Raw genomic sequence first — 21,659 nt, 5'->3', positions numbered from 1 at the left:
CTTATTTATTGATTAGGTAGTCGGGTGATGTCATGATTAAATAAATAGCGAGTCTTACTCTACGAAAGGCTTCGGTCGTATTCGGTACACCGTTTGCATCTTCTGAATAAGGCATACCTTTAATAGCTTGACTAATGGTATTTAAGGTTTCAGTCGAAAGGTGACCATTCGCCAAAACGAGATTATATTTATCTAAAAGTTGCGGAAGTTTATCGTTTCTTGCTAATACATAATCTGAAACTGTATTAAACTTGGGCTCTTGGTTGGGTTTGTAAGTTTCGCCAGAAAACAATACACTATAATCAATCGGGTCGTCATTGATTAACCAAGCGTTGAGTGCATTGAAATACCCAGTGAGTGTCTGTGAGCTTAGTAATTGAAACTCTGGCCCAACTTTTCCTGCATCTTTCAAAGGGCCATTAGGAATATAATCAGGGCTATAAAAATTAAAAACTGAAGGTGATGAGAGCGGGCGTTGCGAAGTTTGGTCATAAACTCGTGTCATGGAGTTTCTGTAAATTCCACCAGTTGCGATCAGATTCAATCCTTTTATCAAATTCATGTATCTTACGAAAGGTTCACGGAGTTTTCCAAAAGTTTCAGTATCATCGCCACAGCAATTTCGAGCTTCAGGGTCAAGTAAAATTGCTCTAATGACTGCTTTTAAATCTCCTCTTACACCGCTACCATTATTATTGAATACAGTTGCTACTCGCTGAATAAAAGCTGGACTTGGATTTGAAGTAACTAATCGTTGAATCAATCGGCGAGAAATAAATGGGCCAACATTTGGGTGGTTAAAAATAATATTGAGAGCATCTTGAATGTCAGCCTCACCTTGCATGGCAGTTCGGCTGGCGGTTGGGTCAACGGTCGAGCCAAGAAAAGTTTTTGATCCTCGCTCGTGTCCATCAACAATGCGTGGGTTTGTTTTCCAAGTATTTTTCTTAGCATCACTTGAATCCAAACCAAAAAACTTCATTCTGAGTGTATAACTCCAAGTGTTTTTTGGGCTTGCTCCTAAGTAAGTAACGTCGCCCCAAGAAAGTCCTGTAAATACTTTGGCCAAGTTTTCAATGTCATCATTATCGTAGGTAGGAATTAAATGCCCATTTGCATCTTTTTTTTCACTTCCATCTAAATTTAGTTCGTATAGCCCAATGGTAAATAATTGCATGATTTCTCGGGCATAATTTTCATCAGGGTAGGTTTGTTTTGCTAAATCAGTGGCATGGTTATTTAAAAAAGTAAGATAAGAACCCATTGCCGGATGATATGTAATTTTATCAAGCAATGTACGGTAATTGCCGAAGGCATTATCCATCAGCACATCATAATAACTCGCTAATGCGTAAGGATTTCCATCAAAAGCTGAGATTCGAGAAGTAACCAAAATTTCACTCAAAGCAAAAGCTACTCGCCAACGTAGTTGGTCGGGGGCAGTCATACAACCTTGAAACCAAGCCGCATCGAAATGCCAATTGCTTACACCAACGTTATTAAGCGTATAAGTATTTACGCCGTTTTTGATATTGAGCGAATCGACCATTGATTGATGGAGATTCTGAACATAAGTTTGGGTTCTGAAACTATTTGGCATTGCCAATTGAGTGTCGAGCCATCTTTCGATACCTTGATTAGCAACATTTTGAATTTCAGTATAAGTACTACCAAAAGTGGCTTGTGAAAGGAATCTTGATGCGGCACTATAATTGGGGAGGAATCCTATACTTGTAAGAGTGCGTTGCCCATTAATTGAGGTTGAGCTGGACGTTACATTTACTTTTTGAAGATTTCCCTTTCCAATAATAGTAGTTGTTTGTTGTGCAACTGTGATATGAATTTCAAGACAAATGAGGAGTAGAAAAAATATATGAATTTTTATTTTCATTGATTGATTCTTTAGGATGTACACGGTTAGAATAGCAATAGGTTAGGTAGTAAGGTTTTGTTAATATAAAAAAAACCTCCCAATAATTAAATTTTGAGAGGTTTTTCAGCAAGATCTTGTGATTCCAATAGGGTCAGTGGAAACCCTATGAAAAAAATTGATAATTAACCACTTAGGCGTCTCTCATACGCCTACTGTCAGCAAGACTGTGAGCAAACTAAGCTCTCATTAGCGATTTTTGTGAGACATACATCCCCGCCATATAAGCTCGTTTCACAGGTGGTTTCTTGCTGAGAACCTTAAAAGGGTTCTGCTCAAGCATCTTTCGCTGAAGCTGAATCGTGTAGCGGGCATCATTCAATGCTGCTGTTAATTCATCAACTCTACGTTCATACTGTTCTTTTGCCAATTCCCACATGCTTATTTCTATTTTTGATTCTTTCACTGGTTTGGCATTATTATTAAAATATCCCTTTTCGACCTCAAAAAAGCTTTCTAAAATAGGAATGTCATTTTCATTAAATGTGTCAAAAGTCATTTTATGCTGAAGGCCAGTATATGATATACCTAATGCTTCAGCTAATTTACCTCTTGCTCTTTTCTTTCTTTTATCATTAAGTAAGTTTTCTACTAATTCTTTCATGATTTTTGGGAATTTTATTGTTCGTAATTCTTCTAATTCGTTGATTATAAGTTAATTATACTTTATTTAGAATTAATCTAAATATCAATAACGTTAATTACAAGTAATTTACTTGGAATTTAAAAGTAAATTAATGTATATTTGTATCAAATATTAGTACAAAGATTAGCACAAAGTTTTAGTTATACAAGGAATTTACAATAAAATTCAAAGTAAAGCGTAGAAATACGCAGTTAAAACAGTACAACTACCTAAAAAAACTAACCAACATGAAAAATTTTGCTGACCGAAAAACAACAATTAAAGACCACGTAAATTATTTAAAATCTGTCAACAAAGAAACTTATAATCAAATGATGGTTGAGTTGGCTGAGATTGGTAAGCTTGCATATTTTACAAAAACTTTATTGGTATTTCATACCAAAGATTTAAGGAATGTGCATGGGCCAGTGATGAATATAATCATAAAATACTTGGGCTTTTCTGAAGATAATTTTAAGAAAAATATAGTTCCCGAACTCACTAAACTTGAAGCAGCATGAAAACAATCCTTGGTTTCATCACCGCTCACCCGATCGTGAGTATAGTCATAACACTAATCATATTATTCTTTTCCTGGATAATATGGGAAGTTAAACACCCTCATTACTATGATGGAGAAAACTTTTAACACAACGCTCACCGCACTTTTTGAGCAGTACTGGTTTGTAATTTTTTCAGCAATCATAGTAGTCAGTATCGGCACTTGGTATTGCTATAATATTTATAAAGACTTTAAACGTGGTTCATACTAATGGCAGCACAAAACCAAACCACCTTTGTCGATACAACCGATTATGGCAAAATCGACGATACCTCACTGGCTCGTGAAATCAGCAAATACGAAGCCCTTTCAGAAGCCAGTAAAGAGCAGCTCAAAAAAGGCTTAGCCAACGTCGAAATCTGGGAGTGGATGTTCCGTGAAATTCTCGATCGCAAGCGAGCTTTCACAATCCCACAGTTTCAACAGTTCAAAATGGCTATCCAATATTACAAAGATCTTGAAGATGAAGCCCGAAGAAATAAAGCTGTTCGCATCAATGCAAGTCGAGCTCGACAACCAGAACCGCTTCGTCACTCGGCGTGAACTTTTCAAGCTCGTCACTCAAGCCGACCAAAAAGGATTTGACGGCCTCAAGCTTTTATCCGAAGCCCTCAACCAAAAATATTTTCAATCAGACTGCAATCAACTGATTGAATCCCAAACATGTAAGTCAGTGCAGGATCACACCTGCCCGCATTGTAAAGTAGAATTTCAAAGCGATCAAGCCCTGAAAGGTCACGGCCCAAATCGCTGCAAAAAACGCCAACATAAGTAATAGGTATTCAGAGTTAATTATTAGTAATCATGCTCTGCTTTGCGGAGCATGATTCTCAAAGACATCAGAACCCTGAACAAAGTTGTGTGGATTATATTTTCATCATAGCCAGCTCTCTGAGCTGGCACTTGATTCAGGGTTGAATAGAAGTACTTCACGGGGGGATGTTTCATGGTTTTAGCCCCCCTAATGAAGTTTAATCAGTGTTTTTTACTTTATTTTTTTTCGATATGTCAAAGTGGTATCAAGCAAACGTCAGCTTCTACAAAGAAGACTCAAAAGGCAGAGCCGTAAAAATTACGGAAATTTTCCTTGTAAGTTCCGTATCATACACCGATGCCGAAGCTCGTGTACACGAATCGTGGCCAGTAACACCCCCGACTTTCAGCTCAAGCTTTCAAAAGTCAATTATCACGATGTATTCTTTGTCGAAAATGGCTCCGAAACCTTCTTCAAAGTAAAAGTATGCTTCGTCAGCTTCGATGAAAAATCGCAGAAAGAAAAGCTAATACCTTTCAATATGCTTATCAATGCCGATAAGCCCGAAGAAGCCTGCAAACTGATCGCCGAACGCCTCGGAACATGCGAAGACTACCAAATCACAGATGTTAATAAAACTAATATTCTGGAAGTCCATTTTCCAGTAGAAACTGAATAAAATTATGGAAACAATGGGTAGTTATTTTGCTAAATGCCTTGAAAAAAAGGAACAGATTGACCCAAATGAGCTACAAACTATAATGCAGAATCAAGCCAATAGTTTAGGTGTGTCAGTTTTAGTAAACGTTGATGGAGCTGATGTGCAATGTCCAGAATGTCTTAGAAAAGTAAGTAAAAATGAGTTGGATACTTTTCGTGGAATATGTGAAATCTGTACTGAAGAACAATTAGCATAAAGATAATAGCTTGAGACTGAATCGAGTATTCTTTCAAATTTAGTCACTGTAAACTTCTCACTACTACCATGTTGGTAGCGGTTGAGTCTCAAGTGCCAGAACACTGCCTTAGACTGGTCAAACGAGGAAACAAACGGTTAGACGTTCCGTACATTTCACGTACGTGAGGATAGGTAAGGGAGGCTGCGGCTTCAATAGTGAGTCATTACTCATCGCTGTTCGATTCAGCTCCTATTCACAACAAACCCCGAAACGCCGATTAATTGATGCCGCAGCAGCCCACCCCACGGGGTGGGCTAATCAAGCCAAATCTTCGGGTAAGGGAAAATATTGCCAAAACTTTCAAAATTTTCAGAAAATCATGAATAAGTCAACAGTCTCAGCAGGCACACTTGCCTACCAAAGAAGTGGAAAAGTAACAATTGATTTCCTCAAAACATTCAATGTATGCCTCGATTTCGTATTCAAAAACAATCAAATGCGTAAACGTCAAATACAAGACCTAATCGACCGTGGCATTGACCTCAAAGCAAAGCGAGACTCCTTCAAAAAGTTTAAAGAATATCAACGCTGGCTCGAATCCGAAGGCGTTCTTCCCTGGCTAAATGGTGCAGTCGAAACCACCCTCGAAAAACTCATTTCCTTCTTCCGTACCGAGTTTCAAAAAGGAAAAGTAAAGCTCAATAATCAGCTGCGTTTCACATACAGTTATTTTCAGCAGTATTATAACTCACTGCATCGTACCGAAGGCAACAGAGTGTGCCAAAACACCATCAAAAACCACTTTCAAAAAATCCAACGTTCCCTCGGAAGCATATTTTCCGAAAAATACCGTGGCCAGCTTGGTCTTCCTGATCAAAACACCAATTGCATCGTCCTGACAATTGCACCAAATATAATTCAATACCGTGACGACCGTCACACCAAAGTCTTATCAAGCCAGGAGCCACGTCTAAAGCCATCAAACAGGCCTCAGAGAGAGCGTGCAGTCGAGCAACTTAATCAACAAGTTATCAACATTTCCGAAGATGTCAACACCCGTGGCGGCCTTCAATCGCTCGATAAAATCTTCGAAAATCTCACAGCCTCTTTTTTTTCCCGATAGATAGCCCAAAATTTTCGTATAAAGTTCATTTCGTTCATTGAACTTCAAACTGAACTCAATCGGAAATTAGGGAGCATACGCCGAACGCCTTCGGCGGCTGTCAAAATGTCCGAGAATCGGAAAAAGTTCGATGAAAAAAAATGAACAAAAAATTTGCGGGGCGGCGGCGGGCCACCCTCATTAGATAACCTTTTGCCAAATTTTCTATGGTTGCCGAAAAATCAACACCCGAAAACCTTATTGCCGATAAAATGAATGCAGTCTTCATTTTGTGGGTCGCCTATAAAAATCAAATATCAGAGCGGGGCAATAAAACCTTCATGTATTACCTCCGATACGCTAACGATAAAGACTACTCAGGCAATCATACCGAAATCAATCGTTGTATCTCACTCATACACGAGCGGCTCAGCCTCGATTACCTGGAGCAATTCAACACCCCTGAGCGAATCATCCTATACCGAAACCTTAATCGTGGGCAGGCACTTCAAGGTGTCAATAATCCCAAGATTTTTGAAATAGAACTCAAAAACGGTTTCATCGAAAAGCAACCAACCATCTATGCAAAAAACCTAAGCACTGACCGAGAAAAAAAAGGCTGGGCCGATGTCTGCAAATACTTTGAGGATTTCTCCAGGACCCAAAAAGCCCTAACTAAACAATGAAAGTAGATTTCGGCCTCGATTCAATCATGATGAAGAAAATCGAAACGCTCGCAAGGCTAACAATGATTCTTAACACATCAGAAAAAGAAACCAAAGCACAAATACAAATCGGTCACGGCCGACTAATCCTAAGTGTGCAGCGGCATTGTGATTACGAATCATTTCCGCTATACACTTTTCAGCGGCCATACCGAGTAATGAGTTACCCAGAGCTCGACGAAGCAATCGAACAAATGAACTTTTACATCAAATACGCAGACTAATGAACCTCAATACCAAAATCACTGTGCAGCAGTTTGTCACAATCGCCGAATACGCACATGCCATCAGGCATTACATCGAAACAACCCAACATGAGCGTTCAACCATTGCCCGCTATAAATGGACAATCGACACCTTTGCCGACAACATCAATTTCAGAAAATACAAAATCTGGAAATCACGCAAACCCAACAAAGTCTATAATTTTCAAATAACCGTTGATGCAGCTCTTGCCATGCTCGAATCCCTCCAGCTCGAAGGCTCAGTCACTCATGCTCAGCAAGAAGTAATCAATCTATTACATCAACTGCTTATCAATAAAGGCTTTAAAAGCGAATCTCTAAACTTTCAAATCTCAAAACATGAAGAATTATATACTACTATCTCGGCTCAATAATAAAGTCCGAGTGCATAATATAAGAGCGATATCCGAATCAAAAGCACACCAATTTGTCAAGACAATCCTAAACCAAAATCATAAACACGATTACCAGGATATTAAAGTCAAGACAAAGCACCAAACTCACGATGTAGATTCAGCAATGCAGCTCTACACCAAACTTAAACAAGCCAATCAGTTCACCGTAAAACAATAATCAAAATGCAAGTCGTCACTTTTTTATCGCCCGAAAAATTCCCAAATCTTAGAGGAACTTCAAAAATTGCTCCTGCTGCCATCACTATCAAAGATGATAGAATCGGCATAAATGTCAATTGTTTCAATCAATTGAATAAACTATGGCCAGACTTCACAAACCTGCATTTACTTGAATTAGAAACCTTAGATGAAGAAAAGAAAACCGTACAAAAATATTTTCTTGTACCCTGTAAAGATGAAAAAGCCTGGAAAGTAAAACTCAATTCAAAAAACTCTTCATGCTCTTTTGTATTAAGGGGTCTTTGTGAATTACTAAGTAAAAAATGGTCAATTCAAGATCCACTTATACTACATAAAATTCCGATATCCGATACCCCCCAAATCATAAAAGAATACAAAGGTTTCCAAATCGAAATCTCAAAAATCGAAGCGATTAATAAAAGCAAGTAAACAAAAAAAGCCTTTCGACTCCGACATCGAAAGGCTTAAAAAAAGAATTTTTCACAATTAACACCACAAATATATGTTTTTTTTCTCAAAAGATTCATCAAAAATCACAAATGGCATAGAGCTCATACTTTCAAACATTGCCGAAGAATATCACGGCGAAGTCTTCATTGAGTTTCAGGAAGTAGTCGATTTCCTCGAAGCCTTCATAAAACGTCTCAATGATTTCATCGAAAGCAGCTATGATATGTCAATTCTCGGCCATGCTCCGCTCGTCACCTACATTCCAACCATCATCAAAGAAAAAGGCTGGATTGACATCACCATCACGGTCGGCGATATCCTAACCTGTAAAATCATCAAAGCAAAATCTAAATAATGCCTGAAACCTGCGGCCATCAATGCTCATTACTTCGGCAAGGCTTATGTATAGGCTGCCGTCAAATTAATAATAATCAAAAATCAATCAAACAAATGGAACAAACAACCTCAAAAATCGAAACCTGGGCAATCATCGAGTTTCTCGGTCACAAAAAAATGGCAGGCATCGCCACCACCGAAAACTTCGGCCCCTCAGTCATGCTCCGTGTCGATGTTCCCGAAACCTCACGTCAGCCAGCATTCACCCAGTACTACGGAATGTCTTCACTCTACTGTCTTTCACCGGTAACCGAAGAAGCCGCCCGAAAAACCGCCGAATCGCTCAACGTAACACCCCCAATTCCTTACGAACTTGGTAGAGCAATCGAAAAATCCTTCTTTGAAGGACAACAATCAGTACTGGCTTTAGCCGAAAAGTCAAAAGAGCAAGTAATAACAGGCTCAGAAGATAATTATTAACAAAAAAAGGAGGCCACAGCAGCAACTGTGAGCCTCCAAACATCAATTCCAACCGTAAAATTATCATTGATATGGCAAAAGTAAAAAACAATTCGACAGCTCCAAACGATGAGCAAAAATTTCGTTTCAAACAAGGCTATTTTGGGCTAAAAAGCACGAGCTACATACCACCCGTAGTAATGGAAAAAATAGCCGTTCACGGCAAGTACTGGTCCCCGTATCAAATCGAGCAATACCTACTCGAAAACGACCAAAAAGGCCAACCAAATTCTCTAAAAGGTTGGTATTTCACCAACGAAGCAATCAACGTATTAATCACCCAAGGCTACAAAGTCTTTATCAATAAATAAGTATAAAAACTAAACGATAAAACAATGGCAAAATCAGACCTATTAGTGCTTCAAGAAATGGCAAATTCAGATTTAGACGTCAGATGTTCTCCAACTGTTGTAGAAGTAAAAAAGGTAACACAGGGTGGACTATTGACTTTTGGTATAGATGCTGATTCTTTCAATAAAATTATTGGTTCAAGTTTTGGACAAGAAAAGTATGTTTGTGTGTGCTATATTGCTAACGAAAAGCAATTTTTTGAGATAAAGAATAAATAAGTTTAATTATAATTTCGGCACTAAAATATATTTAGTGCCGAAATTATAAAATCTTGTCAAAAATCATGAACCTAAACGGATACTGGTACAACCCCCTCAAAGTCTTCAAAATCTCCGAAATACAAGAGCATATACAAGAAGACACCGATGCACTCGGCAATGTTTTGTCCAAAAAGCCATACTATAAATTTACTATCTATTTTGATATATTTGATACACATGGTAATCGAGAACAACTACATTACGAACGATACGATAAAGCCTTAGTTTATCAAACCCTCGAAAGAATCAAAAATGAAATCGTTGGGCTAAAGTGTTAATTATCAAATCTGATAATTCTTCGTGTTAGAGAGAAACCAACTTTGAGTACTACGCTCTCAGAGTGTCACCAAGATAGAAAAGTGCTAAGGACAAAAAAGATGCGTAGAATTTGGTTATAAGTTTGTAAAAATTATTTCCTATTAATCTTTACAATTAACTCAAGAAACAATTCAGTAAGCTTTTTATACTCTACAAAAAAAAGATTTTTATCGTCGTCAGTGATAATAAATTTGTTATTTTGAACAGGAGAGTTTGTGACAATTCTTTTTAATTGATTTACTTTATTTAGGAGCGATGAGATGTTATTTTTACAATCATTAATTTGACAAATTTTAAACAAATCTTCTAAATTTGATAGATTACTTGAAGAAATTTTAAAAGTAAATACCGTATCACTAAAATCAATATTTTCATTTAGAACGGTAGTATAAATTGTCTTTAAATCATTTTTGATTTGAGATATTTCTGAAATTAATAGGTCTTTTTCAATTCTTTCATTTGCTTGATGTTTCTGTATTGTAACCGCAATAAAAAGCCCAATTAATGACGTTATCACCAAATTAGCAAAATCTACCAAATTTATTTCACTTACAAATTTGAAGTATTCATAACTTGATGTAAAAAAGCCAAAAATTGAGCTTATAAATACAATTATTCCATATTTTAAATATTTTCTTAGCATAATTAGCTATGGGCATTTGTTATGTACTCGTTTATTTCATTTACCAAATATGGTTCTTCTTCTGAAATAAAAACAACATTATTCTTAACCACATCTACGCCAAAATCTTTAGCTAACGTCCCAAAAGCTTCATCTAAAAATGATGTTGCGTAGCCATGAGTTCCATCTAAAATTATCTTTAACTTATATTTTAATTTTAATATTTCTTCAAAGCATCTTTTTAATACTGTTTCATAGAACTCTTGTCCAGAAAATTTTCCGTCAGTCCTATACCTTGCACCTGGTGTTGGAGAAAAGTCTTTTGATATTTTAAGCGTTTTTTCCATAATATTCACAATCTTTATTTAATTCCCAATAATAAAATGTCCCATAAAAACTATTCTTCAGTAATATACTTTTATTGTTTTGAAAGTCAATAAAAACATCGTTTGTTATAACAACAAAATCTTTAAAATAATTCTGTTTGTATTTATTGAATACTGATGGTAAACCTCTTCCTCTATAAGTTAATCCTGTTCGTGAGCCTATTTTTCCTTCAAATGCCGTATTTAATAAGTCAATATTGCCACTAAATAGTTTTTTTAATGTTTGAGAAAAATTAAGGTTTAAGGTTTTGATGATGCCTACTCCATTATCTACAAACGCAAAAGAAGCCTTTTTATTGATATCATCGTGATTTACAGATAAAACCCATTTCTTTTTTCGAGAATTTGGATAGGCATGATTTACTGAGTTTGCCATTAACTCAATAAGCATTCCTTGTATTGGTTGATTCCTTTTCTCAATACCTGTAACAGTTTTCATTGCTTGCAGAACTATTTTTGCTGTTGATTCTTGTTCTACTACTTCTACACCTTTAGTTATTATAGTGTCGGGTGATATACTGTTTTCTTCGTCAATAGCCCCAATTACATAATTAAAGAAGCCCGATTTTTCGATAACTTTTTTTGCTTCTTTATCTTTTGGTTTTTTCCCTCTTACCCTTATTCCTTTATTATTTAACTCTTGAATGACGGATAATAAAATAGCTATTGAACCATTTGTAATCGTTTTTACATTTACTAAATTTATGTAAACTTCTCTGTTTCTATTTCGATGATTTTTAAGGTTATTTAAAAATTGTAGAACTAATTCTGCATTTTCCCTGAGTGAAAAAACATTCGGAGGTCTGAATACCTCACTATTACTTACACTTTTTAGCCAATTCTTTTGTTTTAGACTCAAACCTTGATTTTGTTTGTTTTTTTCTCTTTTCCATTTTTTATGCTTAATATTTTTTTGTTGTTTTTGGGACTGTTGTAATACTAAGAAGTGTTTCAGTTTAGGCTCAATTTTTTTCATCTATTTTAACAGCAATATATGATTTGAAAGGAAAATATTTACAGTGTTACAAGAAAATTTCCAACGATTCGCAAGTGCGATGCTGGGGATTGGTTTTGGTTAACTATTTTATTTAAAGGCATTTATGCTCTTGAATAGAGCTGGGAATAAACAGAGTTTGTATGCTAACTCCTTCCAAATGTTATCCAAGATATATTAGTGCTAAGGACTAAAAAAAATAGACAACTTGTCCTAATTGCGTGTCGAAGTGACATTTGGAGTGCTTTTGAAAAAAAAAAACTCCAAATACCTTGTCACACCTAAAATATAAAGAACCCTTAAACTGCTGCTTTCTTATAGTTCTTATCTATATTTAGTTTTTCAAATTCTTGAAAAATTTGCATTGGAGTTGCATTTATTGAGTAACAATCAATTAATGTGTTAAAAACAGTCTCCATATCGGTTAAATATGCCATTCTTGGGTCTGCATTTCTCCTTCCATTTTGACCTTTTTCCTTCCCACGGGTTAGATATATATTTTTTTCTTCTCTAACAAATTCTTTGATTTCTTTGAATTTTGCATTTCTTGACGGTATCATTCTTTTTAAAAGTCTTTCAATGCCTTTGTAATAAATTTCATGTTTTTTCTCTGGGTCATCTGAATCTTTTAATAATAACTCTTTGAGTTCATTTTTTGACTTTAAATCTCCTTCAAAGTTGACAAAAAGCGATTCTGTTTTAACATTATCAGCTTTTGATATAATTTCAAGGATTTCTTTTTGATTTTTACTAATCGTCTCTTTTTTTGTCACAACATTTTTCATTCTGATATATTTTTAAGCGTTTAATAATTCAAATTGTTCTTGTATTTTATCCTCAGAATCTCCAACAGCATCAAAGATTGAGTTAAATTTATTAAGAATATCCATATAATTAGTATGAAGATATTGTTTATGATAACCCCAATACTCCTTACCTTTCCTTGACATATCCCAACAATAAAAATTGTAGATTATTGAAGGGTGTATGTTGTTTTGAGAAGCATATTGATTAACAATAGTGTAGTCATTAATAAATGGATAAATAAATTTAGCCTTTTCCGTTGGCAATAAATACTCCCTTGCAAAATCATTAGCCGCATCTTCATCAAGTAGAAACAAATCAGACTCACCAGTTAAATGATAAACATTACTACCAATATCGTCCAATTCAAAAAGAACGTGGTATAATTCATGTAGAAGCGTAAACCATATAGTTGAATAGTTTTTCTGTAAGTCAGTAATTACTATACAGGGCTTATTATTAATAATGAAAGTAGCACCTTTTACTTGAGTTTTAGGCAAGTATGGCTGGTAAATAACGGTTACACCTGCTTTAAATAAGGCTTTTGCAACAATGTATAGCCCATTTTCAATATTTTTGGTATAAGGGCGTATTTGAGAAACTAAATCCTTTAAAATGTTTCTATCAAACTCATACGGATTATTTATTTTTTCCAAATAGTAATGGGCAGATTTGACCCAAAAGTAAAGCATCTTATTGCTGTAATTACGCTTACTTTTACTAAATGCGATTCCTATTTTATTTTCGTATTCATAAATACTTTTGATTTTAAAAAAAGACAATATTTTTTCTTCAATATCGTCAAAATCATTTACTGATTCAAAAAACTTGATACTCGATTTTAATGCTTTAATATCAAAGTTATTAAGGATATAGGTTCTTTTTCTTGCTTTTTCAAGTTCGGCAACAAATTCAATTGGTAATTGAGATGCAAAAAGTTTGACTATTTCAGTTAAACTAATGTCTAAAAAATTAGCTATTTTTACTAAATTGATTAAATCAACTCTTTTAGCCTCATTATTTAAAATTGGCAATAATGATTTTCGTTCGATGTCAAGAGCCTTCTCAACTTGTAGTTGAGAGACTCCAAGTTGCTTTACTTTTTCTTCAAAAAGTTCTTTGATTGATACCTTATCAGTACTTAAGTATTCAAAAAAGTCGCTAAATATGTCAATTTTGCTGTTCATTTGTTTTTAAGGTAAATTTTCCGAACAAAATTAACATATTATTAGGCGTTAAACAAGTTTTTAGGTAAATTTTCCGAAATTATTTTGTTTATAGAATATTGGGAATAAAAAGTTGCGTTGGCCCATTTCTAAAAGTCAGTGAAACGAAATTCAAGGCAGTGCGTGCGAACAACGAGAGCCGCTGCCGCCGACATTTCGTTTCACGTCGAAGGGCTTTTTTAAGCTCAAGCAAAAAAAAATGTACAATTACAAGGCCAAAACCCTTTCAGGAAATAACCTCAATCTCAAGCTCAAAATCGTGGTGTTTTCTATTATTTCGTAGCTTAATCTGCTTTTGATTAATCAAAAACCACACTCCTCTGTGTTGCGTCACCCTAAAAAAATCAAGTTTCAAATAATTCACTAATGTATCATTACAAGTAGCTTTTACTTTCTTGCCTTTCTTGCGGCTCAGCATTCTTTTCCAAAACTTTTCATACAGGCCATTGGCATCCACTCGGCTCAGCGAAACCCCATTCATTTCCGTCATAGCCTTATTCTGCTCAGCATTATACCAAAAAAAACGTGCCGCTGGCGTCTGCTCCTTCAAATCAAAGAAAACCGATTTTCCCACGCTCAAGCATTGAGAGCCATACGTCACACCCAAAAATTTATAAGGTATCAGCGGCAAAAGCTTCATGCTCAAGAGCTGAAAATCTTCGGCCAAGGTGGGCATATCATCAAACCATCCAGTCGGAGCAATCGCCTTTTCAGCCTCAATCACCGTCGAATAGCTCAGCTTATACCTTGTCACATCCTCATAATCAATCCCGCCTCTTAAGTCAAGAGCATCCGCCTCAATCATCTGAGGTGCAGCATCAAAAATCGGGTCAATCTGTATCAATCTAAGCTGTTTATTCACTGTGTCAAAATCCCACGTAGTGCCAGTTATCGCATTAAACTCATCAAACATATCTTTTACCGTAAAACCAACGGGCATATAATCTGCGTACTTAATCGCCGTCTGATAAACGTTAAAAGGCATCGCAATCACTGGGCATTGCTGAGCCATATCAACCATGCTGCACACTGCCTTATCTTTCCACAAGTTCCAATCACTCTCTACCAAGGTAAAACCCATTTTGGCCGCCAACTGCTCAAAAATCCATTTCCATCGAAAGCACGGTGATATCGGATACTTTGTCCTTTCCTGTTCACTATTCAAAATCAATTCACCGTTAATATCCTTAGTGTTAAGAGCTATCGACGCTCCAGGCTTCTCACCATAAAAATTGTTGTCCAAAATCGTTGGGAAAAAGTAGGGTTTATTTCTCACCACATTCTTTCGAGTACCGGGCAAAACACTCAAGTATTTAGTAGGCTGAAAATCTAATATTTCGTATAATATTCCATAAACCCCCGCCGTAATCACCATTTCAATGGTAATCTTCAAATTAGCCGCACGCAGGCCCGTACGCTTGACCGATATCTGTTTATCATTTATATAAAAATAATTCGTCTCATCGCTCAGGTCATCAAAGCTCGTTTGAGCTTCAAAAACCCACTCGTCAAAATCCCTTTTTTCCTGATATAATTTTGGCATAAAAACATGCTCATAAAAAGCAGTACCACCATCAAAAAAACGCATTCTATACTGGTTTTTCTTCAGTAGCAGTTCTCTCAAGCTCACAGTCGCCACACTGGGCAATATAATATCAATCATTTTATCGAGGCTCACTGCCACAATATCAATCGTCTTTTCCTCCGTCAAGAAAGTATCACCACCCAAGTCAACGGCCTGTATAGCACCGTTCCACCATTTGGCATCCATTCCCCCAGGCGTCGCAATCACATCAATCGTCGAAGCCCTATCATTTGCCCGTCTAACCTTAACTTTGCCCTCCAAAGCAGTCCGTCCCGCCGCCCGTAAACTACCATAAATCTCCTTGCTGACCTCCGATTTCTGCAAATGACCAATCCCCCCAACGGCTTTTTTCAAGCCGTCAGAGCTCGGAATACTAAAGCTATAAGCCTTATCACCCTGCAACTTAAAACCCACCAATGGGCTATTTTGCTGAATAATAACCTCCTGCTCCTCAAATAAACCGACCGAAGTATTGTTAATAAGTAATTCCATAATTTCTTTAAAAAATCTGTTGACTGTCAACTGCCGACCGTGGACTCTATACTTTTACACTGCGGTTAAAGTTCTCACCTCTAAACTCAAGCGTAGCTTCATCCTGAATTTTTGTATTATAAAAATCATCATAATTTTTGGTGGTGCAAACAATCGGCTTCAGCTCACCACCATCACGCAAATAAACTTTTCTCGATACAATCACCTCAAGCAAATATTTGAGCCATCCTTGTTCCAAATCCGTAATCGTAAACGAATACCTATCTATCCAACCTGCACTCTCAAGCTTTACTTTTCTACGATTTTCCGACACCTGCACATCAAATTCCTTACTATTTTTCTGCCCAGCTGTTACGCTCACCGTATCCCACAGCCCAAAACTATTCAGCACCAACAGCTGCACATCATAAGCCGAGCCCTTAGTAAGATGGTACTCACGCTTTTCCGATATCCGAGTGCTACCGTTCTCAAGCCAAACTGTGTAGTTTGCTATATATTTTTTGTCAATCTCAGCAACAAACAGAGCCGCCACAAATTCAGGCGAAACATCCACACATAGCAGCTTATCTTTCATATATCCATCCACCACCACCGACTTCACAAAAGTCTGATTTCCCGCCGATTTCAAAGATATTTTCAGCACCACATCATCAACATTCTCGTTGTAATTCATCAAAAACCAAAGCCATTCATTTGCCTGGTAATTTGTCTTCTGTACCACTGGTTGCACCGTCAAAAACCGCCCAAAATTTTCCGTCCAGCTGTACCCTAAAACACTTGCCGCAGGAATAATTTTTCGGCTCACAGTCTGGCTTTTGTTCGAGTTATAATACCGCAAATCAAGCTGCTGCACAAAGTTATTATAGACCGCATGGCCGTTCCTAAAAACAGGCATCGCAATCGCATCGCCCACTGGTATCAAATCCTGCACATCATAGAGCATGTAGCTATTGCCATCATGCTCGCTCAGTAGCGTATCAAGCTTAGTACCTGCCAAGCTCACATCGCATTTCATCTGCGAAATCACCTCGCCATTGATGCCCACAAAACTCAAATCAGTAAAGTTTTGACCCATCAAAATATCATATCTTGTCATAATAAAAATTACTTGGGGCTTAGTTTTGAATTATAAATCATCGCATCCTCATTGATGCCACTCTGGTAATTAATCTCCTCGCCAATATATTCAATGTCATAAGGTGCAAGTCTTACTTTTAAATCATCTAATTTACTCTCAAGCTTTATAATCGCATTAGAGTTCATCGTTATCACATTCGCCAATTTCCCCAAAATATCATTACTGCCAATGTTCGCCACTGGTCCAGCTCCACCGCCCGACATACTGGTTATACTTTGCCCAGCATTTGCACTCTCAAGTATCGGCCTAATCGCCGCAAAAACAGGGCTGCTCGTTGCCTTGGCATTAAGCATAAACTCATTTTTGTGGCCAATCATCAAACCACCTCCTTTGCCATCATTTACTGGGAATTGCCATTCATTTGGAGTCCATCCACCCGAAAACAAAGATGGCAAAGCTGGCAATGGCTGAGCCAAAACCGTAGCAGCTTGCATTGCTCCCTGAGCAATCACAAAAGCCACCGCAGGAATACCAAACATACCCGTTTGCCCAAGAACTTTACTCGCACCAATGGCCGTATTGATCGCAATACTTGCCAAGGCATTAGCTTTCTCCGCAATCGCCTGTTTTCTTCTAATTTTTGCAACCTCAAGCTCGTGTCTTTTCTCAATGCTGGTTTTTCTCTTCTCATACTCATCCTCAGTTATCAAGCCATCATTGAGCTGCTTTTCCAGATTTCTTTGCTGTCGGTCCAACGACTTATCTTGTCTCATTTCCTGTCGCTGAAACCTCGAATCCACAATCGAGAAAAGAGCCTCTTGAGTACTTTTACCAAAATCAAGCATCAACTTTTCGGCTTCGTCCAGCTCCTTGATGTAGAGCTGAGTGCCACGCTTAATCATGCTTGCCAATTTGCTCGCACCCTTAGCTTCATTTTGTCCAGTCTTATACTGAGCATCATCTTGCAACTTCTGCACATCAGCTAAGTATTTTTCCCAAACCGACAATTTTTGGTCTGCCGTCGCTTTTTCAATATCAACATCAAACTGCTGCTTTCTCAAAGCAATTTTAGATTCTAAAATCAAAAGCTCATCACCTGCGGCTTCTGCCTTGGCTAATTTGGCTTCTAAAATCAGCTTTGCAGTTTGCTGAGCGGCTTCCAAGTCGGCTTTTTCCTGCTTTTCACGGGCTTTTTCCTCGATTTCAGCCACATCATTGCCAAGTTTTTCAATAGCAGCTTTTAGCCAGCTTTCAAAGCTGCTTTGGCTCAGCTTTTTATCTTTTACAAGCTGCTCGTTAGCCAGCTTTTCACTCAAGTATGCATCATGTAGTTGTGCTTTTTTCCGATCATTCTCATCATCAATCATGTCGATTTTCATCTTCACAATCTCATCAATGAGCTTCGCTTCATTTTTAGCTACTTCTTCCTGAAGCTTCTTCGCATCACTGATTTCCTTATCGCTAGGAATAAATGGAGGCAGTCCTGATGGTGGGGGAGTTCCTGTTGGAGTAGTTGGTTTTGTTTCAGTCATTTCACCCTTAAACCCTTTCCATGCCAAAAATGTGCTGTTAGCCGTTTGTCTCAACTGTTCGGCTCTTTTATTCATTTCTGCCAAATCATAGACAATAACTTTTGAGCCAGTTATATCCCACTTTAATTCTGTGAATTTTCCATCTTTGTTTCTTGGTAATGTTTGAACTCGGTTAATTTCTGCGGACAATTCCCTGAGCTCTTTCCTGGCATTTTGATTGTCCTTTGCTGTTTTACTAATCAAATCTTTATTAATTATTTGCAACATCGCCCTTTGTTGCTCAATAAACTCTCGTGTTTTTTGAGTGTTGATGCTGATTGCATTACCATACTGGTCAACCTGAAAACTCGCATTTGGCATAATGGTAATTATCTGGCCAATCACATTTTTTAACTCTTTTTGGCTTTCAGCCGATTTATCTTTTGATAATTTATCATATTTTTCCAAAAGAGGTTTTACTTGTCCGTCAAGTTTCCTTACCACATTTGTTTGGTCATCAAACTGTTTATTGATGTCCTTTTCCGTCGCCAACAGCTTATTAAGTCCATCCACAATCGAAGAAGTCATGTTCTGAAAAGCTTTTCCGATGGCTGATTCTGAAATAAAATTGTTCCAGTTTTTAGATAGCTTCTCTAAGTTGGCAGCAAAGTTGTTGTTTTTGACATTGAAAGCATCAGTTATTCTGCTTCCTTCCAAAAATGCCTTCGACGCCATTTCCTGCTTCTCTCTAACATTATCAAGTTGAGTTCCTAAAATACCCAATACTTCAACCACCTGAGTATCCGATAATTTTAGCGTATCCAATGTTTTGGCCAACTCAGTACCACTCAATTTTGATAGTCTTTGAGCTAATTCTAATAAAAATTCATTTGGCTTTGTATTAATTAATTGCTCCACTTCTTTGCGAGTTTTCCCAAAGAAATTGGCTACTTTATCTGTATTGTTGGCCGAAACTAAAAGTGTCTTGGTTAAATTGGTAGCAGCTGTTGTGGCATTAAATCCAGCTTCTTCAAAAGCAGCTCCTAAACCCAAAGTTTGCGTCAGTGTAGGTCTCAACACTGGTGGGAGTTGCCCCATCGTTAAAGCAAACTCAGTCATACTACCCGCTGTTGCTGTACCATTATCAGCGAGTGTTTTTATGGCACTGGCATCTCTGGTTATTGCTTCGCCAAAACTTAAATCTTTTGTTTCAGCAAATAATTGCTTTAGTTTCCCAAGTTTTGTTGTAGTTTCTTCAACTCCTCCTGGGAAGTCCTTCTGCATCACCACAACCGCTTGGTCAGCTGCTTCAACAAAACCTCTCAATTCTTCTTTAGGCACATTGAGCAAACCGCCTTGGGTGGCTATGTTTCTTAGTTCTGGGTTCTTAGTTCGGGTGTCTATCTTAATTAGCTCTTTATTCAGGGCTTCAGCTTCTTCAGTAGTGGTCTGGAAAGCTAATTCTAAATCCGAAATTGCATCCGATTTTTTAGCTAATTGGTCTATCTTTTGCCCAATTTTATCAAAAGCAGCACTTAAATTATCAAGGGCCATAGATGCAACAGCACCACCAATTCCACCAATAAACGCAGACTTGAGTCCATCTTTTAAATTGCCAAAAATTGGTGAAGCTCCTCTTGCGGTAGCTTTTCTGCTACTGATAAGACTTTCAACTTCTGTACTTTCTTTAATCCTTTTTTTATTCAAATCACTCTGCAAATCAGACTCCTTCATCAACTCGTCCTGAAGATGCTTTGAATAATTAATTAACTGCTGAGTAGTAAGCCCACGAATCCCATTTACTTTGATGGTTTCTCGAATAGTCGCAATATCACGCTGCTCTGCCGTCACCACGTCTCTAATCGCCTGGGCTTCTGCCTTATGCTGCTTTGCTTGCTCCGAGCCAATCGCATAGCGGTTAGTAGCTTCACGGTTATGCTCCGCTATCTTTCTGTTCAGCTCTTTCTGAGATAAGCCCAACACGCCCAGCTCTTTCCGAGCGGCCTCAATCTTCTCTTTCATAACGCTCATGGCGTTATTCAAAGCTAACTCTTGAGTGTAGCTTGTAGCTGTTTTTTTAGCTTCTTCAAGTTTTTTATATTCAGCTTGCAAGTAGCCAAGCTGATTAATCCCCGCCCTGGTATCTACACCCACAACGAGCTGTAAGCGGTCAGTTTGAATTGATGACATTTCCGAAATTGTTGAAATCTGTAAGAATATCCTGAACTATTGAGGTTTTCAAAACCTCCTGAAGCACGGCCAAACGCCCAAAAATTGGCCTCATTAAAATGCGTTTACGTTTGCGGCCCTTTTCCGCAAGCTTTGCTCTATAATCTGCCTGAGTCACTCGCACACCCTTATGGTAGCCACGGCCTGCCCCCATATCCGTAAACCTGAGCGAGTCTCTATACAAAAAATGCAGGTCAATCATGCCACTGCTCCGTTCAAATATCTTTATCCTGATATTTTCACGGCTGGCATCACTAACCTGCACACCTCGTTTCTTGAGCATCGAGCCAATAATCTTCTCGGTACGCTCTACCCAGTCATAGACAAACTCGGTCGCTGTCCATTCATCTCGAAATTCAAAGCCCCATTTTTCCATGGTTTATTTGTTCCCTCGAAACTCAAACCAATTGGTTGCAACTCCTTTTCCTATTTGTTTTGATGAATCAACAACAAAACCACCACCCACGGCCGAACTTATGCTAATATCTGAGTTATAGTTAATTGTACCCGTTAGGCTCTGTAATTGAATATTTTCAATTATTCCTTCAACTAATACTCTGCCACATTCGCCAGGTGCAATTTGTTGCAGTGCAATACCCACAAAATCGGCGGCTGAATCAGTCGTTGTCATTTGCCTTCCATAGCGTTTCGATGAATTATACGCAACTGCCGAAAAGCGAGCAATTCCCTGAGTTGTATTATTTTGAATCGTAATTTGCTTATCAAGCACCTCTGGATAATATTCAAGAGCAGGATTGTACTCATCACAAATACCTGAGCTTCCTAAAGCACTATTGATTTCCGCAATAATTGTAGCATTAGATGTATTAGTATAATTTGAAGCAAAAACAATGTTTTTTATCGTTCCATCTTCAAATGTAACCGTCAATGTTCTGTTGGCTGATGTACAATCTCCAAGCCTTCTTCCAAGGGTATTGTTGACAGTATCGTTTGAATTAAGTCCAACTTGAATGCCAGACACGTCCAAACTTCCAAAAACATATCCTTTTACGCCACCGCCTCCTTTCACTTGGTTAACAAACCCTACAACCACATCAAC

Annotated in this window: 27 protein-coding genes and 1 pseudogene; 15 read left to right on the top strand and 13 right to left on the bottom strand. The window is 37.6% G+C overall.

Going from position 1 to position 21,659, the window contains the following annotated elements:
• Nucleotide 1 precedes the first annotated feature (1 nt).
• Entirely contained in the window at nucleotides 2-1,891 is a 1,890-nt protein-coding gene (locus ABR854_RS22220; RefSeq protein ID WP_350268050.1) for a DUF1800 domain-containing protein, read from the bottom strand.
• 217 nt (nucleotides 1,892-2,108) lie between these two features.
• Nucleotides 2,109-2,534 (bottom strand): hypothetical protein, encoded by a 426-nt coding sequence (locus ABR854_RS22215; protein WP_350268049.1) that lies wholly within the window; start codon nucleotides 2,532-2,534, stop codon nucleotides 2,109-2,111.
• 269 nt (nucleotides 2,535-2,803) lie between these two features.
• Here ABR854_RS22215 and ABR854_RS22210 point away from each other — a divergent pair, with 269 nt between their 5' ends.
• The 3 genes from ABR854_RS22210 (at nucleotide 2,804) to ABR854_RS22200 (ending at nucleotide 3,660) form a co-directional block, all read left to right on the top strand.
• Complete coding sequence (locus ABR854_RS22210; protein ID WP_350268048.1) at nucleotides 2,804-3,076, top strand: hypothetical protein; 273 nt, start codon at nucleotides 2,804-2,806, stop codon at nucleotides 3,074-3,076.
• Nucleotides 3,077-3,184: 108 nt separating this feature from the next.
• On the top strand, nucleotides 3,185-3,328 hold the full coding sequence (locus tag ABR854_RS22205; RefSeq protein ID WP_350268047.1) for a hypothetical protein: 144 nt from the start codon (nucleotides 3,185-3,187) through the stop codon (nucleotides 3,326-3,328).
• The gene (locus ABR854_RS22200) at nucleotides 3,328-3,660 is read left to right on the top strand and encodes a hypothetical protein (RefSeq protein WP_350268046.1); all 333 of its coding nucleotides are present in this window, start codon (nucleotides 3,328-3,330) and stop codon (nucleotides 3,658-3,660) included. Before ABR854_RS22205 ends, ABR854_RS22200 begins: the two co-directional genes overlap by 1 nt.
• A 252-nt stretch (nucleotides 3,661-3,912) precedes the next feature.
• On the opposite strand, the gene ABR854_RS22195 is transcribed toward ABR854_RS22200, so the two are convergent.
• A complete protein-coding gene (locus ABR854_RS22195) occupies nucleotides 3,913-4,065 on the bottom strand; it encodes a hypothetical protein (protein WP_350268045.1) in 153 nt (50 codons plus the stop codon).
• A 57-nt stretch (nucleotides 4,066-4,122) separates the two neighbouring features.
• On the opposite strand from ABR854_RS22195, the pseudogene ABR854_RS22185 reads away from it, so the two are divergent.
• From ABR854_RS22185 to ABR854_RS22130, 12 genes and pseudogenes are all read left to right on the top strand, one after another.
• Nucleotides 4,123-4,550 (top strand): annotated as a pseudogene (locus tag ABR854_RS22185) (DUF4494 domain-containing protein).
• 4 nt (nucleotides 4,551-4,554) lie between these two features.
• A complete protein-coding gene (locus ABR854_RS22180) occupies nucleotides 4,555-4,788 on the top strand; it encodes a hypothetical protein (RefSeq protein ID WP_350268042.1) in 234 nt (77 codons plus the stop codon).
• Between the two features lie 361 nt (nucleotides 4,789-5,149).
• Nucleotides 5,150-5,893: a hypothetical protein gene (locus ABR854_RS22175; RefSeq protein WP_350268041.1), complete on the top strand. Its 744-nt coding sequence runs from the start codon at nucleotides 5,150-5,152 to the stop codon at nucleotides 5,891-5,893.
• A 206-nt stretch (nucleotides 5,894-6,099) separates the two neighbouring features.
• Nucleotides 6,100-6,558 (top strand): hypothetical protein, encoded by a 459-nt coding sequence (locus ABR854_RS22170; protein ID WP_350268040.1) that lies wholly within the window; start codon nucleotides 6,100-6,102, stop codon nucleotides 6,556-6,558.
• Nucleotides 6,555-6,821: a hypothetical protein gene (locus tag ABR854_RS22165; RefSeq protein WP_350268039.1), complete on the top strand. Its 267-nt coding sequence runs from the start codon at nucleotides 6,555-6,557 to the stop codon at nucleotides 6,819-6,821. The genes ABR854_RS22170 and ABR854_RS22165 overlap by 4 nt, the downstream gene beginning before the upstream one ends.
• Entirely contained in the window at nucleotides 6,821-7,216 is a 396-nt protein-coding gene (locus ABR854_RS22160) for a hypothetical protein (RefSeq protein ID WP_350268038.1), read from the top strand. Before ABR854_RS22165 ends, ABR854_RS22160 begins: the two co-directional genes overlap by 1 nt.
• A 204-nt stretch (nucleotides 7,217-7,420) precedes the next feature.
• Entirely contained in the window at nucleotides 7,421-7,867 is a 447-nt protein-coding gene (locus ABR854_RS22155; protein WP_350268037.1) for a hypothetical protein, read from the top strand.
• Between the two features lie 73 nt (nucleotides 7,868-7,940).
• Nucleotides 7,941-8,243, top strand: coding sequence for a hypothetical protein (locus tag ABR854_RS22150; protein WP_350268036.1), 303 nt, complete (start codon nucleotides 7,941-7,943; stop codon nucleotides 8,241-8,243).
• 95 nt (nucleotides 8,244-8,338) lie between these two features.
• A complete protein-coding gene (locus tag ABR854_RS22145; protein ID WP_350268035.1) occupies nucleotides 8,339-8,704 on the top strand; it encodes a hypothetical protein in 366 nt (121 codons plus the stop codon).
• Nucleotides 8,705-8,775: 71 nt separating this feature from the next.
• Nucleotides 8,776-9,054: a hypothetical protein gene (locus ABR854_RS22140; protein WP_350268034.1), complete on the top strand. Its 279-nt coding sequence runs from the start codon at nucleotides 8,776-8,778 to the stop codon at nucleotides 9,052-9,054.
• Nucleotides 9,055-9,078: 24 nt separating this feature from the next.
• Nucleotides 9,079-9,312 (top strand): hypothetical protein, encoded by a 234-nt coding sequence (locus ABR854_RS22135; protein ID WP_350268033.1) that lies wholly within the window; start codon nucleotides 9,079-9,081, stop codon nucleotides 9,310-9,312.
• A gap of 65 nt (nucleotides 9,313-9,377) precedes the next feature.
• Nucleotides 9,378-9,632, top strand: a complete 255-nt coding sequence (locus ABR854_RS22130) for a hypothetical protein (protein WP_350268032.1) — start codon at nucleotides 9,378-9,380, stop codon at nucleotides 9,630-9,632.
• Nucleotides 9,633-9,763: 131 nt separating this feature from the next.
• On the opposite strand, the gene ABR854_RS22125 is transcribed toward ABR854_RS22130, so the two are convergent.
• The 10 genes from ABR854_RS22125 to ABR854_RS22080 form a co-directional block, all read right to left on the bottom strand.
• The gene (locus tag ABR854_RS22125) at nucleotides 9,764-10,315 is read right to left on the bottom strand and encodes a hypothetical protein (RefSeq protein WP_350268031.1); all 552 of its coding nucleotides are present in this window, start codon (nucleotides 10,313-10,315) and stop codon (nucleotides 9,764-9,766) included.
• 2 nt (nucleotides 10,316-10,317) lie between these two features.
• A complete protein-coding gene (locus tag ABR854_RS22120) occupies nucleotides 10,318-10,641 on the bottom strand; it encodes an STAS-like domain-containing protein (RefSeq protein ID WP_350268030.1) in 324 nt (107 codons plus the stop codon).
• Nucleotides 10,625-11,656 carry a hypothetical protein gene (locus tag ABR854_RS22115; protein WP_350268029.1) on the bottom strand — a complete coding sequence of 344 codons (1,032 nt, stop codon included), beginning with the start codon at nucleotides 11,654-11,656 and terminating at the stop codon, nucleotides 10,625-10,627. The genes ABR854_RS22120 and ABR854_RS22115 overlap by 17 nt, the downstream gene beginning before the upstream one ends.
• Before the next feature lie 317 nt (nucleotides 11,657-11,973).
• A complete protein-coding gene (locus tag ABR854_RS22110) occupies nucleotides 11,974-12,459 on the bottom strand; it encodes a hypothetical protein (protein ID WP_350268028.1) in 486 nt (161 codons plus the stop codon).
• Nucleotides 12,460-12,471: 12 nt separating this feature from the next.
• Nucleotides 12,472-13,665, bottom strand: a complete 1,194-nt coding sequence (locus ABR854_RS22105; RefSeq protein WP_350268027.1) for a helix-turn-helix domain-containing protein — start codon at nucleotides 13,663-13,665, stop codon at nucleotides 12,472-12,474.
• Nucleotides 13,666-13,930: 265 nt separating this feature from the next.
• A complete protein-coding gene (locus tag ABR854_RS22100; protein WP_350268026.1) occupies nucleotides 13,931-15,781 on the bottom strand; it encodes a hypothetical protein in 1,851 nt (616 codons plus the stop codon).
• Nucleotides 15,782-15,827: 46 nt separating this feature from the next.
• Nucleotides 15,828-16,877 carry a hypothetical protein gene (locus ABR854_RS22095; RefSeq protein ID WP_350268025.1) on the bottom strand — a complete coding sequence of 350 codons (1,050 nt, stop codon included), beginning with the start codon at nucleotides 16,875-16,877 and terminating at the stop codon, nucleotides 15,828-15,830.
• An 8-nt stretch (nucleotides 16,878-16,885) separates the two neighbouring features.
• Nucleotides 16,886-20,482 (bottom strand): phage tail tape measure protein, encoded by a 3,597-nt coding sequence (locus ABR854_RS22090; RefSeq protein ID WP_350268024.1) that lies wholly within the window; start codon nucleotides 20,480-20,482, stop codon nucleotides 16,886-16,888.
• Nucleotides 20,483-20,540: 58 nt separating this feature from the next.
• Nucleotides 20,541-20,975, bottom strand: coding sequence for a hypothetical protein (locus ABR854_RS22085; RefSeq protein ID WP_350268023.1), 435 nt, complete (start codon nucleotides 20,973-20,975; stop codon nucleotides 20,541-20,543).
• Between the two features lie 3 nt (nucleotides 20,976-20,978).
• The coding region (locus ABR854_RS22080; protein WP_350268022.1) for a hypothetical protein at nucleotides 20,979-21,659 on the bottom strand (681 nt) is incomplete at its 5' end.

It is taken from the genome of Emticicia sp. W12TSBA100-4 (genome assembly GCF_040253585.1).
Classification (GTDB): Bacteria; Bacteroidota; Bacteroidia; order Cytophagales; family Spirosomataceae; genus Emticicia.
Note: the sequence above shows the minus strand (reverse complement) of the source record. Positions and strands in the feature narration are given on the sequence as shown.